The 16,803-nt window shown below is 48.5% G+C and carries 14 protein-coding genes; 10 read left to right on the forward strand and 4 right to left on the reverse strand.

Translation table 11 applies throughout. The annotated features are described in order from the left end of the window. The first annotated feature begins 128 nt into the window (after window positions 1-128). The 5 genes from H8S80_RS05430 to H8S80_RS05450 all read left to right on the forward strand — a co-directional run bounded on the left by H8S80_RS05430 (window position 129) and on the right by H8S80_RS05450 (window position 7,256). Window positions 129-1,061, forward strand: a complete 933-nt coding sequence (locus H8S80_RS05430) for a bifunctional helix-turn-helix transcriptional regulator/GNAT family N-acetyltransferase (protein ID WP_243007816.1) — start codon at window positions 129-131, stop codon at window positions 1,059-1,061. A gap of 101 nt (window positions 1,062-1,162) precedes the next feature. After that, the gene (locus H8S80_RS05435) at window positions 1,163-2,296 is read left to right on the forward strand and encodes a 5-methyltetrahydropteroyltriglutamate--homocysteine S-methyltransferase (RefSeq protein ID WP_029466190.1); all 1,134 of its coding nucleotides are present in this window, start codon (window positions 1,163-1,165) and stop codon (window positions 2,294-2,296) included. Between the two features lie 220 nt (window positions 2,297-2,516). Then, a complete protein-coding gene (locus H8S80_RS34120) occupies window positions 2,517-4,367 on the forward strand; it encodes a histidine kinase (RefSeq protein ID WP_243007817.1) in 1,851 nt (616 codons plus the stop codon). Then, window positions 4,348-5,151 (forward strand): response regulator, encoded by an 804-nt coding sequence (locus tag H8S80_RS05445; protein ID WP_117630468.1) that lies wholly within the window; start codon window positions 4,348-4,350, stop codon window positions 5,149-5,151. The genes H8S80_RS34120 and H8S80_RS05445 overlap by 20 nt, the downstream gene beginning before the upstream one ends. A 161-nt stretch (window positions 5,152-5,312) precedes the next feature. Then, window positions 5,313-7,256, forward strand: coding sequence for a sensor domain-containing diguanylate cyclase (locus tag H8S80_RS05450; protein WP_117630469.1), 1,944 nt, complete (start codon window positions 5,313-5,315; stop codon window positions 7,254-7,256). An 84-nt stretch (window positions 7,257-7,340) separates the two neighbouring features. Here the strand turns inward: H8S80_RS05450 and H8S80_RS05455 are convergent, their stop codons facing one another. After that, complete coding sequence (locus tag H8S80_RS05455) at window positions 7,341-9,515, reverse strand: alpha-L-rhamnosidase (protein ID WP_117630470.1); 2,175 nt, start codon at window positions 9,513-9,515, stop codon at window positions 7,341-7,343. Window positions 9,516-9,621: 106 nt separating this feature from the next. Between H8S80_RS05455 and H8S80_RS05460 the strand changes: the two genes are divergently transcribed. The 3 genes from H8S80_RS05460 (at window position 9,622) to H8S80_RS05470 (ending at window position 13,099) form a co-directional block, all read left to right on the forward strand. Beyond that, on the forward strand, window positions 9,622-10,527 hold the full coding sequence (locus H8S80_RS05460; protein ID WP_029466192.1) for an AraC family transcriptional regulator: 906 nt from the start codon (window positions 9,622-9,624) through the stop codon (window positions 10,525-10,527). Between the two features lie 186 nt (window positions 10,528-10,713). Next, on the forward strand, window positions 10,714-12,687 hold the full coding sequence (locus tag H8S80_RS05465; RefSeq protein ID WP_117630471.1) for an oxidoreductase: 1,974 nt from the start codon (window positions 10,714-10,716) through the stop codon (window positions 12,685-12,687). Between the two features lie 85 nt (window positions 12,688-12,772). Further along, on the forward strand, window positions 12,773-13,099 hold the full coding sequence (locus H8S80_RS05470; protein WP_002599842.1) for a cupin domain-containing protein: 327 nt from the start codon (window positions 12,773-12,775) through the stop codon (window positions 13,097-13,099). A gap of 156 nt (window positions 13,100-13,255) precedes the next feature. Here H8S80_RS05470 and H8S80_RS05475 read toward each other — a convergent pair whose 3' ends face one another. The 3 genes from H8S80_RS05475 to H8S80_RS05485 are packed head-to-tail and all read right to left on the reverse strand — an operon-like array spanning window position 13,256 to window position 14,366. Further along, window positions 13,256-13,768 carry a class I SAM-dependent methyltransferase gene (locus tag H8S80_RS05475; RefSeq protein WP_117630472.1) on the reverse strand — a complete coding sequence of 171 codons (513 nt, stop codon included), beginning with the start codon at window positions 13,766-13,768 and terminating at the stop codon, window positions 13,256-13,258. Beyond that, window positions 13,769-13,924 (reverse strand): class I SAM-dependent methyltransferase, encoded by a 156-nt coding sequence (locus H8S80_RS05480; RefSeq protein ID WP_181987862.1) that lies wholly within the window; start codon window positions 13,922-13,924, stop codon window positions 13,769-13,771. 22 nt (window positions 13,925-13,946) lie between these two features. Further along, complete coding sequence (locus tag H8S80_RS05485; RefSeq protein ID WP_025531592.1) at window positions 13,947-14,366, reverse strand: RrF2 family transcriptional regulator; 420 nt, start codon at window positions 14,364-14,366, stop codon at window positions 13,947-13,949. A 205-nt stretch (window positions 14,367-14,571) separates the two neighbouring features. Between H8S80_RS05485 and sufC the strand changes: the two genes are divergently transcribed. Both sufC and sufB read left to right on the forward strand, forming a co-directional pair. Further along, a complete protein-coding gene (sufC, locus tag H8S80_RS05490; RefSeq protein WP_025531593.1) occupies window positions 14,572-15,327 on the forward strand; it encodes a Fe-S cluster assembly ATPase SufC in 756 nt (251 codons plus the stop codon). Window positions 15,328-15,396: 69 nt separating this feature from the next. Further along, window positions 15,397-16,803, forward strand: coding sequence for a Fe-S cluster assembly protein SufB (gene sufB / locus H8S80_RS05495; RefSeq protein ID WP_025531594.1), 1,407 nt, complete (start codon window positions 15,397-15,399; stop codon window positions 16,801-16,803).

Genomic DNA, 16,803 nt, shown 5'->3' on the forward strand with positions numbered 1-16,803 from the left:
CATATAAGGTTCTATAAAAAGACTGATATCCAGTAAAATACTCAAATGCTTGCTTAAAACAAATAAAATAGTTGTAATAAACAAGTAAAAGAGTTATATTAATGATAGTAATATTTGAGGAGGACTGTATGATGCAAAGTAAGAGAGAAAGTGAAGTAAGTGCAATCAGAGGATTTAACCGGTATTATACGAATGTTTTAGGCCTGCTTAATCAGAACTTTCTTGACAGTGAATATTCGCTGTCAGAGGTTAGAGTGCTCCACGAAATTAATAAAATGGAGAAGTGTACATCTAAATATCTCGTGGATACTCTTAGCATGGATTCCGGTTATTTAAGTCATATGCTTACGAGTTTTCAGAAATCAGGTTTGTTGCAGAAAAAGAAATCCGATGAAGATGGAAGAGCTTATGAGTTGTCTTTGACAAGTGAAGGAAGAAAGGTTATGACAATTCTGAATGCACGGTCAGATGAGCAAATCAATGTTATGCTTAAACACCTTTCTGATCGTGAGCGTACTCAGTTGGTAAAGGATATGACATCTGTTGAATGTATTTTGACAGGGGGAAAAAATATTAGATTGGAAGATATTAAGATAAGGCATTCAATTAAGCCAGGAGATGCGGGATTCATTATCGGGATGCATGGTTGGATTTACAAAGAGGAATACGGATATACGACCGCTTTTGAAGCGTATGTAGCAAATTCATTTTATGAATTTTTGTTAAAGTATGATTCCGGTCATGACCGATTATGGATTGCAGAACATTATGGAAATATTATTGGGTGTATCGGTGTTGTAGGACGTGGTGAAAACGTGCAGATCCGCTGGTTTTTGCTGCATCCGAATTATCGCGGCCTTGGACTCGGAAAAAAAATGCTGAAAGATGCGCTGGATTTTTGCCGCGATGTTGGCTACAAAACCGCATATCTGGACACTACAAGCGATCTGGAGAAGGCAATTAGCATGTATCAGAGAATGGGGTTTGTTAAGATTTCAGAAAAAGAAAATCATACCTGGAAGGATGACTTAACAGAGCTGGAATTTGCAATGAAGCTATAGGTAAAAACTATGCCATTCTATATTTTTTAACGATTTTACATATAACCATCTTTACGGTACGATAATATCAGTTTTGAATTTAACTGATAAAGGAGAGCCGTATGTATAAAAATAATCATGCACCATTTAAATTTGATATTGTAGGAAGTTTTCTCCGCCCGGATTATCTGAAAGAAGCGAGAGAACAGCTGAAAAAAGGAGATATAACGGAAGAGCAGCTGAGAAAGGTGGAAGATCAGGCAATTCAGGAGCTGATTGATAAACAGAAAAAAGCTGGCCTTCCGGTTATTACAGATGGAGAATTTCGCAGAAGCTGGTGGCATCTTGATTTTATGTGGGGCCTCCAGGGCGTGGAGAAACTGGAAGTCACTCAGGGCTATACGTTTCATGATGAGGTGACGAGGGGGGAATCCGCAGGTTTATGCGGGAAAATCTCAGGAGAGAATCATCCATTTATAGAACATTTTAAGTATGTGAAGCTATTTGAGGATTCATCGGTCCTGGCCCGACAGACGATTCCCGCACCTGCCCAGTTCCTGGCTGAGCTGGAGAGAGGCGACAATCTGGAGAAAACCAGAGCCTGGTATCCGGACGAGGAGGCACTGCTTCAGGATATTGCAGCCGCATACCGCCAGGTAATAAAGGATCTTTATGACGCCGGATGCAGGAACGTACAGTTTGATGACTGTACGTGGGGCATGTTTTGCGATACAAAATACTGGGAAGCACGCCAGAAAGGGGAAACGTCGATTGAAGATCTGGCAGCCAGATATGTCAGGGTTAATAACCTTGCTATAGAGGGGCATCCGGAAGATCTGACGATCACCACCCATGTATGCAGAGGGAATTACCATTCTACATGGGCCTCCGCAGGCGGGTATGCCCCCATTGCTCCTTATCTGTTCGATCAGGAGAACGTGTCTGCATATTATCTGGAATTTGATGATGAGCGTTCCGGAGATTTTGAGCCATTAAAGTATGTAAGCAGCAATAAGCAGGTGGTGCTGGGGCTGGTCACCACGAAAAAACCGGAGTTAGAGGCGAAAGATGCTGTGGTCAGACGAATTCGTGAAGCTTCTCAGTATGTACCGTTAGAGCGCCTTTGTCTCAGCCCTCAGTGCGGCTTTGCTTCAACGGAGGAGGGAAATAAGCTGACGGAAGAGGAAGAGTGGAATAAACTGAGGCTGATTAAAGAGATTTCGGAAGAAGTGTGGGGCCAGACGGTATTTTCCTGAATACATAATCCATAATTATAATTCATAGCAGAAACGCCATTCTTATTTAAAAATGTAAGAATGGCGTTTTTGCGATTATACGCTATTATTTCTGCCAAAACATGTTATAATACTTGAGCAATATTAAGATATACTTAAAGACAAAGCAAGACAAGACAAATCAAGATAAGACAATGCAAGACAATGCAAGACACAAACACAGATCAAAGGGGGCCTTTTCATGCATAGAATAAAAAAGTATACGAAATCTACATGGCTTTTCCTGCCCCTTTTTCTATTGCTTATCATTCTGTTCGGAGTTTTTGCCGCTATGCTGCAGCAGGCGCTTCACTATGACCTCAGCTGTGATTGGAGCGGCGGCGGAGTGTATCCCGTAGCGGTCGAGGGCGAGTACAGCGAGGAGGGCGGCGAATGGAAGCCGCTTTCGAAAGAAACAGAATTCGATTACCGCGAACTGCGGGACATTGCGGTGCGCGGACATTTTACAAGAGATATTCCGGAGGGAGAAAAGATCTTCTTTAATATCTGTCAGCTATGGGTCACCATGCGGATAAACGGTGAGGAAGCCTTTTCCTTTGGCCCACAGGAGGGGGATGGAAACCCCGCACAGTCTATTGGAAACCTGTGGTATACCTTCGTATCACCCGGTATTACGGCGGAAGATAAGGTGGAACTCCATTTCGGCAATCTCTACCGTAATGCCTACTTTATCCAGTTTGACAATCTGCTCTGGCATATGTATACCGGCAGTGAGCGGGCCCTTGTTTTTGAGGCTGTACATAAAGATATAGGGCTGCTGGCTGTTGGAACGATATTTTTGGTCCTCACGCTGTTTCTGTTTATAGCCGGCATTCTCCTGGTTTTGCTGCACATTCACGGCAGCCTTCAGTTTGTCTGGCTGGGACTTTGTACGCTGTCTTCCGCCGTCTGGTTCGCGACGCTGGCGCCGGCGCTGTCTTTGTTCCTGCCATATCCTGTGCTCCTTAACACCCTGTACTCCTGCTCAATTCAGGGGATTGTAGTATTTCTTATCCTGTTTGTGAATGGAAATCTTACCGGATGGCGAAAAAAGACGATGTATGGCGCGCTGGGAGTTCTGTTGGCGGCCATGCTGGTTGGGGCCGTGTTCCAGATGAAAGGAATTCAGGATTGGTTCGGGAATATTGATTCCTTTTCCATGCTGGATATTGCCGTCGCGCTGGTCCTGATCTTCTGCCTGAGCTACGAAGTCCGGGTCCTGAAAAAACGGTCCCTCATCACTTCTTTGCAGGCGCTTCTGCCGCTCGGAGTGTTGGGAATACTGGAAATACTCAATGGTTTTGCCCAGTGGCTGGAGGCTGGCATTTTTTTCGGAATGGGACTTATTTTCTTTGCCGTGCTGGAAGGCTTATTTATTCTTCTCCGTATCCGCCGGAGTATGGAAAATGAAAAACGAGCATTAGAGCTGGAAAAAGAATTGTCACAGAGCCGCATATCCATCATGCTTTCTCAGATTCAGCCGCATTTCCTTTATAATTCGCTGGTTGGCATCAAGCAGCTCTGCGATACGGATCCACAGAGAGCATCGGACGCGCTGGAACATTTTTCTTACTATCTGCGTGGAAATCTGGATTCCCTTTCCAATACGGGGCTGATTCCATTTGAAAAAGAACTGGACCATATTGAAGATTATCTGTATCTGGAGAAAATGCGTTATGGAGAGCGCCTCCGCATCCGATGGGAGATCGGATACCAGGACTTTATGCTGCCGCCGCTGACTCTGCAGCCGATTGTGGAAAATGCGGTGAGATACGGCATCACTCAAAAGAAGGCTGGAGGCAGTCTGACAATCCGGAGCGGGCAGGCAGACGGTTCGGTGGTCATCACTGTGGTGGATGACGGCGTGGGATTTGATATAAGTGAAAAAAAGGAAGACGGAAGAACTCATATTGGGCTGGAAAATGTGAGAGACAGGCTGGATGCGATGTGCGGCGGAAGACTGGAAGTAAAAAGTGAGATAGGCACCGGTACTGAAATAAAACTTATCCTGCCGCAAAGGAGGAATCGTGTGAATGAAAATTATAGCGGTTGATGATGAACAGCTGGCTCTGCAAAATCTTGTCACCATGCTTAAGCGGGTCGAAGCGGCAGCGGAAATCGTCAGTTTTTCCGATTCTCAGGAGGCCCTTTCCTATCTGGCTGAAAATCAGGCGGATATCGTGTTTCTGGATATTGAGATGGGAGAGTTAAATGGGATTGCCCTGGCGGTAAAATGCAAGGAGCTGTGCTCCACGATCAACATTATCTTTGTCACGGGCTATTCCCAGTATATGCAGACTGCATTTCAGCTTCATGTAAGCGGGTATTTAATGAAGCCGGTGAGAGAAAAAGATTTAAGGGAGGAGCTTGACAATCTGCGTTTCCCTCTTCCGCATATCCCGGAACACCGGGTCCGCATACAGACATTCGGCAATTTTGAGGTCTTTGTGGATGGAAAACCGCTTGACTTTCCCAGGGCCAAAAGCAAGGAATGTCTGGCCTATCTGATCGATCGGAGAGGCGCCCGAATTACGGTATCAGAGCTGGCTTCTGTCTTATGGGAGGACCGGCCGTGTGACGGCACGGCTCAGAACAACGTGCATCAAGTCATTTTTACGCTGATGAAGGCGCTGAAGGAGGCAGGAATCCAAAATATTATCAGCAAGAGCCGAAGAACGATCGGCGTCAATATTTCTGAGATCGACTGTGACTATTATGCAGCAATCAGCGGTGATCTGACACAGTTAAACGCATTTGCAGGTGAATATATGACCAATTACAGCTGGGCAGAGTTTACGCTTGGTAATCTGGTAGAGCAGAATACAAATAGAAAATGACAGGTATGGAGTGAATTCCGGCAGACTGGCAGAAGCAGTCCTGCCGGAATTTTTTTTATTGCCATCAAAGATGCGATTTGTAAGAACTGTGTAAGGACTGCTTCCTATAATCAGACTTACAGGCATTCTATTGAACTGTTTGACGCAAAGGAGATAAACGGATGAAATCCATTCAAACGAATAAGAATAAACTTCTCAGGACAAACCTGCTGATCAGCATAATCCTGATTGCCGGATTTGTTACTACGGCTGTTTTCAGCTACCGGGCAAACTATCAGGTGTCTTTGAACAACATCGAACAGGTCTCTTCACTATCCACGGAGGGGATCTACTATCAGTTATCCTCCCTGTTTTCCAAGCCGGTTAATATATCACTGACGATGGCTCACGACAGCTTGCTGGTCGAGCATTTAATGAAAGAGCCGTCTCATCTGGATGACAAGGCCTATGAGGAGACAACAAAAGAGTACTTAAAGACCTATCGGGAAAAATACGGTTTTGATTCAGTCTTTCTGGTTTCGACTGTTTCCGGAAGGTATTATAACTTTAATGGGGTTGACCGTGTAATGGAACGGGATAATCCGGAAAATACCTGGTATTTTGATATGCTGGACAGCAATAAGGAGTATTCGCTGAATGTGGACAATGACGAAGTGAGCGGTGCGGACAATAAGATCACGACATTTGTAAACTGCAGGATACAGGACACAAACGGCGCGGTAATCGGCATCGTCGGCGTTGGAATCCGGATGGACTATATTAAGGAACTGCTTCAGAATTACGAAGATACTTACAACGTCAAAGCCAATCTGATCAATGAAAACGGCGAGATAGAGATTTCCACCTCCTATACCGGGTACGAGGCGGCCGACTGGTTTGAGATTTACGGTCAGGAGGGCATCCGGGATCAGGTTCTTAGCTGGTATGAGGATACAAAAAACCTGGAACTCTGGACAGACACCGGTACAGAGGAAAAAGAAAAGAGCTTTGTGGTAAGCCGGTATATACCGGAACTGTCGTGGATGCTGATTGTGGAACAGGATACCGGAAGGATTATACATGAGATGTATATGCAGCTCTATAAGACGTGTTTCGTTCTTGCGCTGGTTGTCATTGCCATCCTGGTCATTATCACGTCTGTTATCCGCAAATTCAACCTGCAGATTACAAAGCTGGTGGAGGAACGGCAGGCAATGTTTAAGGAGGCGACAGAACAGCTTTATGAAAGCATCTACGAACTGAATCTTACCAAAAACTGCTATGTGGGAAAAACAACAGAAGATTACTTTTCGAATCTTGGCGCAGGCGGTGTCCCGTTTGACCAGGGCCTGCGAATCATCGCTGAAAAGCAGATTAAAGAGGAATACCGAAAAGGTTACATAGAGATGTTTTCCCCGAAAAATGCGATCAGGGAATACGAGGCCGGGAACAATCATTTAAGCTATGATTTTCTGTTTACACTGGATGGATCCGATTACCATTGGATGCGTGTGGAGACCTATCTGTTTTATTCCGAGGAAGACCGCAGTGTGCATATGTTTTCCTACCGGAAAAATATCGACCAGGAAAAGAAAAAAGAGCTGATGGCACAGACAGACGAAATGACTGGATTTCTTACCAAGACGGCCACGGAGCGTCTGATCGAGAAACAGCTGATAGAAAAGAAGGAGGAGAAATACGCATTTTTTATCTGTGATATCGATAATTTCAAGCAGGTGAACGACCAGTTCGGCCATGCCTTCGGGGATTACTGCATCTGCAGTTTTACCAAAGCCATACGGGAACATTTTCGAAAGGATGATATTCTCGGCAGAATCGGCGGCGATGAATTTGTTGTCTTCATTCCATACTCGAGTGTAAGCTGGCTGGAAGAGAAAGCAGCTGAATTATCGAAAGCGCTGGAGATGGTTTGTACGAAAGAGCAGTCAAGCTGCCAGGTGTCGGCCAGCATCGGGATTTCGATATCTTCACAGGCGGGGAGCCGGTTTGATCAGCTTTATCAAAGTGCAGATGCCGCACTGTATCAGACGAAGAAGAATGGGAAAAACGGATTTACCATCATGGAGCTTACAGGAGAGAAAGTAGCGGACAGTACAGACCTGTGATACGGAAGCAATGGCGGACAGCACAGAGCGGTGATACGGAAGCGGCGGCGGAGAAATCCGCCGCCGCTAAAGCATCCGCCAGGCTTACTGTATGCTGCTGTGATAAATATAACTTCCGGCACCCACGAGGAAGGTTTTTCCGTCTATCACAACTTCGGCGTCCACCGGTGTTGTGATCTCATAGCGCCAGAGTGAATCCTGCTTCTTCCACCGGGAGATAATCCGGCCATGCCTCGTGTCGAGAGAGGCCTCAAGCCAGTCGAGACGTGCATCGGGGGCGGGGGCGATCCGGACTTTACTGTATCCCGGATATCCCTCTGCCGGGGTAATTCCCGCCGCACAGCAGTATACCCAGTCCGCCACAGCACCGTAGGCATAGTGATTGAAGGAATTCATGTTCCTGCTCCAGAAATCCCCGTTTTCCATAATTCCATCCCAGTGTTCCCAGACGGTGGTGGCCCCTTTTGTTACTGGATACAGCCAGGACGGATACTGTTCACGCAGCAGCAGGGAGTAAGCCAGATCCGTATGGCCGTAATCGCTTAGCACGTGCAGCAGGTAGGGCGTTCCGACGAAGCCTGTCTGGAGCTTCGTTCCGCATTCTCTTATCATCAGCGCAAGCTGATCCGCCGCGGCCTGGCAGTCTTCAGCCAGATGAAAATGGGCGGCAAGGACACATTCCGTCTGTGTCGTGTAAGTCGGATAGGCCCTGCGGAAAGCGGATACAATGTTTTGAAGGAGCGCTTCATACGCTGCCATGTCTTTTCCCAGAACGAATCCGGCCTTAATCACCAGGGAAGCCGAATGCGCGTAAAATGCGGAGGCAATAAAGTCTTCTCTGGAGGAACCCTTATAACTGCCGGTGGGGGCATCGAGTCCCAGCCAGTCCCCGTAATGGACACCGCCGGTCCACAGATATTCCGTCGTGGTATGCGCCGTGATATAATCTACCCATTTTCTCATAGACTCAAACTGGCGGGAGAGAATCTCTGTATTTCCATATGCCAGATATACTGCCCACGGACAGATCACGGCTGCGTCGCCCCAGGCGGCGCTGGCAGGCTGTGTCTTTAGCAGATCCGGGATTACGTGGCCCACATAGCCGTCCTCCCCCTGGTCGGAAGCCAGATCAGCCAGCCATTTTGTGAAGAATTTTTCGGTATCATAGTTCAGGCATGCGGTGCGCACAAATACCTGGGCATCTCCGGTCCAGCCGAGGCGTTCATCCCTCTGCGGGCAGTCGGTAGGGACGTCGACAAAATTCCCCTTCTGCCCCCAGATGATGTTGTCAAAGAGACGGTTTAAGAGAGGATTGGAACAGCTTAAGCGTCCCGTTCGCTTCATCTGGGAGTGGAGGACCACCGCCGTGAAATTTTCCGGTTTCGCCGCACCGGGACCTCCGGGAAATGCATCGATCCGAATATAGCGAAAACCAAAAAAGGTCAGGAGCGGATGGCAGCTCTGTTGTCCATCACGGCATATACAGCAGTATTCCGCCCTGGCGCTGCGGTAATTTTCCGTATAAAAACAGCCATCCTTATCCAGAACCTCTGCGTGGGAAAGCCGGATCTCTTCCCCGGCTTTGGCATTTACGCTGATTTCCACGTAACCGGTGATTTCCTGTCCGAAGTCTGCCACAACTTCGCCCTTGGGAGTCGTAAAGATGCGGGCCGCCGCAATCCGTTCCTGCTCGCGGATTTCTTCGCCCTGCTGTTCGATCAGCGTTTCATATGGCCCGTCAAAGGTCTCGGCTGTCCCGGAGCATGGAGGGATAAAGGAAGCGTCGTAAATCTCTCCGTCATAGATTTCAGAGAAGCGGACCGCACTTTCGGAAACGGACCAGCTTTCATCAGAGACGATGAAGCTGCGCTGTCCGTCCTCATAGGTGATTTCCAACTGTGCCAGCAGCCCCATGGGGCGGGCGGCCAGGCCCTTCTGGAAGTCCGATGCGGAAAATCCGGGCATGGGACTGTGATACCAGCCCTCTCCGACGGTGACAGTCAGACGGTTCTCCGCCCTGAGTAAATCCGTCACATCATACTCCTGATACTGAAGCCTTTTGTAGTAGGTAGTCCATCCGGGAGCCAGCACAAACTGACCTATCCTGCGGCCGTTAAGTGCAGCTTCATATACGCCCAGCGCGGTGATAAAGAGACGGGCCTGTTTTACAGTCCGTGACAACGCAAAATCTGTGGAAAATACGGGAGCCGCATTTCCGAAATCGCTTGCTGGCCTGAGCCATTTTGCTTTCCAATCCATAATTAATTCCTCCTGCTTGTGTTTGTCTTGACTTCTAGGATACCAGATTGTAATATGAATAAAAAGAACTGTTTCAGACTAAAAAGGGGGGTGAATTTAACCTTTTATGAGAGAACGGAATACAATTGAACTGAAAGGACTGACAGCGGAGCGGGAGGACAAGATCGTGGTCATGCCTTTCTGCCAGCAGGACGTGGAGATGCATGACCACGATTTTTTTGAACTGGCCTATATTACAGGAGGCAGCGCGCTGCATACGATCAGTGATGCGGACGGAGAGGTGAGATCCGGGGAGGTGAAGGCCGGAGACTATTTTATCATCGATTACGGCAGCAGGCACAGCTACAGGGAATGCAGGGACTTTACTCTGATTAACTGCCTGTTTCTGCCCGAGATGATTGACGATACACTGGCGGACTGCCGGTCCTTTGAAGAAGTGCTGCGGGTGTCCCTGATCCGTTACTATAAATGGTGCTTCGGGCAGCCCTCCGCGAATCGGGTGTTCCATGATGAGGAGGGGAGTATTCTGCCTTTGATCCTGGGAATTCAGGAGGAATACCAGGAGAAAAAAGTGGGATACACAGAGGTATTCCGGTGCCGGCTGACCGAGATCCTGATTCTGACCATACGCAAAATCGTCTGTGACAGCAAAAAGGATGACAGGGAGAGACAGCCGCGGAGCACGGCGGTGCTGGAAGCGATCCGGTATCTGGATAAAAATTACAGGGAAAGGGCCGTACTGAAGCAATTTTGCCGGGAATACCATTACAGCCAGCAGTATATCAGCCGGAAATTTCGTCAGGAGACGGAGATGACCGCGCTGGAATACCTGCAGAAGATCCGGATTGAGAAGTGCTGTGAGCTGCTGGCTGGCAGTGATCTGTGCATTCAGGAGGCCGCGCGGTCTGTAGGGTATGAGGATGTAAAATTTTTCTGTACGCTGTTTAAAAGGACCTTGAACATGACGCCTGGGGAGTACAGGAAAACCGCTGCCGCTGCAATACAGTACTGATTTTACGGTTTGATTCCCTGCTGCCGGTGCCGCAATCGGCTGCCGGATTTGTTTGTTATTTTGTTGACAATCTATAAATGCCATTATATAATTGAAGCAGCAAAGGGGCTTGGGGGGACGTTTACGTCCTTTATGGCCTCTTTTTTTATTACATAACTGAGTTTGAAAATTGAAAGGAGAGCAAAGATGAAGTACCCACGGTTATTTTCAGAAGGAAGTATTGGAAACGTTAAAATCAGGAACCGGATTGTAATGTGTGCCCTGGCGATGGGAGTGTCGGACGACAGGCAGTGTATTGGTGAAGATTTTCTGGCCTATCTGATGGAACGGGCGAGAGGCGGAGTCGGCCTTATCGTCCTGGAGAATACCAGGGTTGATGATGAGCACGGTGTGGCGGCGCCCTGGCAGGCCAGTGTTGCCAGAGATGAACAGATCGCACCTATGGCAGCAGCGGTGAAAGCGCTGCATGAGGAAGGCGTTAAAGTTTTTGCACAGCTTCATCATCCAGGCAGAGAGACCTTCTCCAACTTAAACGGAAACGTCCCTGTCTGGTCATCCTCCAACAGGCCCTGCGGAGTCTGTCAGCAGGAAACTCATGAGATGACAACAAAGGAAGCGGAAAGCGTTATTCAAAAATTCGTTGCTGGCGCGGTGAGAGCGAAAAAAGCGGGAGTGGATGGGATTGAGCTGCACGGTGCCCATGGCTATTTGATTTCCCAGTTTCTGAGTCCCTACACCAACCAGAGAACGGACCGGTTCGGCGGTTCCTTTGAGAACAGGCTGCAGTTTGTGAAAGAAATTATCGAGGGGATCCGTCGGGAATGCGGCGCAGACTTTACGCTGGGAATCCGGCTGACTGTCGATGAATTGCTGGCGCCCAATGGCGTACAGGAGTATCTGACCCTGGAGGAAGGTGTCAAAGTCTGCAGGGAGCTGGAAAAAATGGGTCTGGATTTTGTCAATGTATCCAATGGAATCTACGAATCCTTTAATTCCCTGTCGGAGCCAACCACCTACCCGCAGGGCTGCCGGACGCAGAGAATCCTGGCTGTGAAAAAGGCTGTAAGCATTCCGGTTATCGCCGTGAACATGGTGAAGGAACCCTGGTTTGCGGAGAAGATGCTGGAAGAGGAGATGGTCGATTTTGTTGGACTTGGCCGTGCTGTTGTGGCAGATCCAGAATGGCCATTAAAGGCAGCGCAAGAGCGCGAAGATGAGATAAACCGCTGTATTTCCTGTACGTTTTGTTTTGAGACTCTCGTCAGTGATACAATTGCCGGGAAGGGGCCTGTCAAATGTGCGGTGAACCCCAGAGCGGGCAGAGAGTGTAAATATCCGGCTCATGAGAAAGACGGCGCGGGAAGAACGGTTGTGGTTGTGGGAGCCGGAGTCGGCGGCCTGGAAGCGGCGCGCGTGCTGGGAGAGAGAGGCTTTCACGTTGTTGTATTGGAAAAGGAAGGCCGTGCAGGCGGCCAGATCAACATTGCGGACCGCCCGCCTCATAAAGAGAAGATGGACTGGATCGTGGAATATGAGCTGTCGCAGCTTAAGAAATATGACGTACAGATTCTCATAAATACGGAGGCGGATGCCGGCCGGATTGCCTCCTATGCTCCTTACGCTATTGTACTGGCTACAGGAGGCACACCCATCAAGCCGTCCTCCATCCCCGGCTCTGATCTGGAAGAAGCGGTCACCTTCAAAGAGGTGCTTTGCGACGAAAAGGTGCTGGAAGGCCGGAAAGTAACCGTGATCGGCTCCGGAGCAACCGGACTGGAAACCGCGGAATTTCTGTGTGCCAGGGGCAATGAGGTGACTATTGTGGAGATGCTGGATTCCATTGGACAGGGCGTCTATGTCCAGCACTATCTGGATGCTATGGACAAACTTTCTAAGTATGATATTACATACAAACCAAAGACCAGACTGGCAGAGATTAAGAAGGATGCGGCCGTTCTGGAACATTTGGAGGACGGCACTTTCGAAGAGTATCCTTCCGATTACGTAGTTCTTGCCATGGGCGTAAGATCTGTCAATCCCCTGGAACAGGCGTGTAAAGAAATCTGTGATAAGGTAATCGTCGCAGGAGATGCGAAACAGGTTGGAAGAATTGAAGGAGCCGTAAGAAGTGGATTTGAAGCGGCTTATACATTGCAGTAAAAAAGCTGTCTGCGTCAGCAGAATCAGGCGGACCGGAAGTTCGGCAGGCTTCTGGAATAAAAATGATGAAAGCGAGGAACGGAAGATGACAATAGAAAAAATCGAGAATATGTGCGGCGGAGAGGGCTGTGTCGTGATTAAGCACATTTTAGGAAAAGAGGAGTTAAACGGGAAATGCGGTTTATATGCAGAGGTCACAATCGGGAAAGGATGTTCTCTCGGTTACCATGAACATCACGGAGAAAGCGAAACATACTATATTCTGTCGGGAAAAGGAGATTATAACGATAATGGCGCAATACGTCCGGTAACTGCCGGTGATGTGACGTTTACTCCATCGGGCAGAGGACATGGATTGGTGAATACAGGAGATGACGATCTGATCTTTATGGCATTGATTATCTTGGATTAAGGCTAAAGAGGCGGTGTGTTAAACTCTGAAAACTTATAGAGTGTGCAGAAAAAATGATGTCGCCGCAGTATAAGACCGTTGGCCGCATCCCTCAATTTTTATTTAAGGGATGCGGTCAACGGTAAATTATAAATTTAACATGGAATAACTGGAACATCATGCTGTCAAAATAATAAGCCCATGCAGCCCATACCCCAGGATATACTTATATTCGCAAGTCTCCAAATGCAGCTTCATGTACTGATCAAAGCTCTCCTTTGTTAAATTATTTAGCTGTTCCCCTCTCATATAAGCCGTGCCGTCTGATGTCAGGTGATGAAGAATTTTGAGCTGATGGTCATGTGCAGTCTTTTCAATCTCTTCCGGCAGCAAATAGGTAAAAGGATCGTTCTCACCTCTGGTGCTATAAAATTTTGACACATCCCCCATATTCTCCAGTTTCGCATTAAGGTTTAATTGTAATGCTGCCATGAAATTAATATAGGAAATAACTAAAACCCCGTTCTTTTTCAATAACCGCAGACATTGCTCCAGAGCCATGTTCCGGGCCTTTTCTTCCAGATGGTAAAATGCCCCCATACAGAGTACGACATCAAAAGAATGATCTTCATATGGATTCATTTCACAAATGTCTCCGACGAAAATGTCGTCCAGCAATGGCTTCTGCATTTACTTTTGCCGCATGATATCCACATTGCGCGGTACAATATCACTCGCAATGACGGCATTTCCCCGTCTGGCCAGTTCGAAGGCGTAATTCCCGGTTCCTGCGCAGCCATCAAATATCCTGCTGTGAGAGGGAAGGACGCGATCAAAATAGTACATGGCAGTTAGCCATTCATCCCTTTCACACCAGTTTCTGAGGCGATTTGATTAAATCCTCCAGCGTAATCCCATCCAAATACTCATTAATGATCGTATCCAGTTTCTGCCATACAGGCCGCGTCAGGCAGCATTCAAGCCGGGAGCATTCCGCATAGGATTCCTCCACGCAGGCAACCGGTGCCAGACTTCCCTCTGTCAGACGCAGAATCTCGCCCAGAGTGTATTCGCCGGGCTCCTTCGTCAGGCGGTAACCGCCGCCTTTTCCGCGCAGGCCGGCCAGAAGCTGATTCTGAACGAGGACCTTTATGATAATCTCCAGATACTTCTCGGAGATGTCCTGACGGTTCGCAATTTCTTTCAGAGGAACGTACCTGTCGGTGTTCTGCTGTGCCAAATCCAGCATAACCCGCAGCGCGTAACGTCCCCTCGTTGAAATCATCATTTGACACCCCTCCCTTCCGCAATACCAGTACCGGGCGGCACTGGTTATATAATCCTATTATACAACAAGGTAAATAGGATTATCAATAGCAAATATAGTTATAAACCTATTGACAAAGTAGGTTTATAATATTATGATGAATATAACCAAGTGAATAAGTGGGTTATTGAGAGAAAAGCCTTTTTCAGGCGGAATGGAGGACTATATGTCAAAACGATTGCTGGAAGTAAATGGATTATCAGTCAATGTGGAAGATAAAGAGATTTTGCATGGAATTAATCTGGAGATTAAAAAGGGGGAGACTCACGTGCTGATGGGGCCGAACGGAGCGGGTAAGTCCACTCTGGGTTATGCGCTGATGGGGAATCCGCGCTATGAAGTGACGAAAGGAGATATCTGGTTTCAGGGAAAGCGGATAAACGAAGAGCCGGCTGATAAGCGGGCTAAGGCAGGATTGTTTCTTTCCTTCCAGAATCCGCTGGAGGTTCCGGGCCTTCCGCTGGGCACATTTATCCGCAGCGCTGTGGAACAGCGCAGGGGCGCCAGAGTGCGGCTGTGGGATTTCCGCAAGGAGCTGGAGAAGGCCATGGAACTGCTGCAGATGGACCGGGCCTATGGAGACCGCGATTTAAACGCAGGGTTTTCCGGCGGTGAGAAAAAGAAAGCGGAGATTCTTCAGCTTCTGCTCTTAAAGCCCAGTCTGGCCATATTGGATGAGACGGATTCCGGTCTGGACGTGGATGCGGTCCGAACCGTGTCCCAGGGCGTGGAGGAGTACCAGAAGGGCCGGGACGGAGGTCTTCTGATTATCACCCACAGCACCCGGATTCTGGAGTCCCTGCGTGTGGACAAAACCCACATTATGGTAGACGGCAGAATCGTGAAGACAGGAGACGGTTCTCTGGTGGAACAGATTAACAAACATGGGTTTGAACAATATTTGGATCAGGCGGGCTGTTAGAGAGCGTTTGACGAAAAGTAATTTTCAGATACACTCCAGTCCGCGCATCCGGAAAGGATGAAAAGAGAGATGGAAGAAAAAACATATGTAAATGATATCGACAGAAGTATTTACGACATCCGAAATGAAGAAACGGATGTTTACCGTATAGAGGAAGGCTTAAAGCCGGAGATCGTGGAGCAAATCTCAAAAGAGAAGAAGGACCCGCTTTGGATGGAGCTGTTCCGCCTAAAGTCCCTGCAGATATACAATAATATGAGCGTTCCCGATTGGGGTCCCTCCCTGGAGGGCCTGGATATGAGCCACATCGCCACGTATGTGCGCCCCAACACAAAGATGAAGACGAAGTGGTCCGATGTGCCTGAGGAGATCAAGGATACCTTCGAGCGTCTGGGAATCCCCCAGGCGGAGAGGAAATCCCTGGCTGGCGTAGGCGCCCAGTATGACTCGGAGCTGGTCTATCACAATGTCCGCCAGGAGGTGGCGGAGATGGGCGTGGTTTATACGGACCTGGAAAGCGCCATGAAGGGGGAATACGCGGACATGGTGAAAAAGCATTTTATGAAGCTGGTGAAGCCTTCGGATCACAAGTTTGCAGCGCTCCACGGGGCCGTCTGGTCAGGTGGTTCCTTTGTCTATGTGCCTCCGGGAGTTTCCGTGGAAATACCGCTGCAATCCTATTTCCGGCTGAACGCGCCGGGAGCGGGGCAGTTTGAACATACACTGATCATCGTGGATGAAGGGGCGGACCTTCACTTTATTGAGGGATGTTCCGCACCTAAATATAATGTGGCCAATCTTCACGCAGGCTGTGTAGAACTGTTTGTGGGTAGGAATGCGAAGCTCCGTTATTCCACGATTGAAAACTGGTCTAAAAACATGTATAACCTGAATACCAAGAGGGCCCAGGTGGAGGAAGGAGGCACCATCGAATGGGTGTCCGGTTCCTTTGGCTCCCATGTTTCCTACTTATATCCCATGAGCATCCTGAAGGGCCGCGGGGCCAGAATGGAGTTCACCGGAATCACCTTTGCGGGTGAGGGGCAGAATCTGGACACAGGCGCGAAAGTGGTTCACGCCGCTCCGGAGACAACCTCCTATATGAACACCAGATCCATATCCAAGAGCGGGGGCGTAAGCACCTTCCGCAGCTCCGTGGTGGTGGCCAGGGGGGCGAAGAACAGCAAATCGGCTGTCTCCTGCCAGTCCCTGATGCTGGACCGGATATCAAGGTCGGACACAATTCCTGCTATGGATATCCGGACCCCGGACGCGGACATTGGCCATGAGGCCAAGATCGGGCGGATCAGCGACGAGGCCGTCTTTTACCTCATGTCCAGAGGACTGAGCGAGGAGGATGCCAGGGCAATGATCGTCAGCGGATTTGCGGATAATGTATCCAAAGAGCTGCCATTAGAGTATGCCGTGGAGATGAATAATCTGATCCGGCTGGAGATGAAGGGCAGTATTGGTTAG

The organism is Hungatella sp. L36, assembly GCF_014288035.1.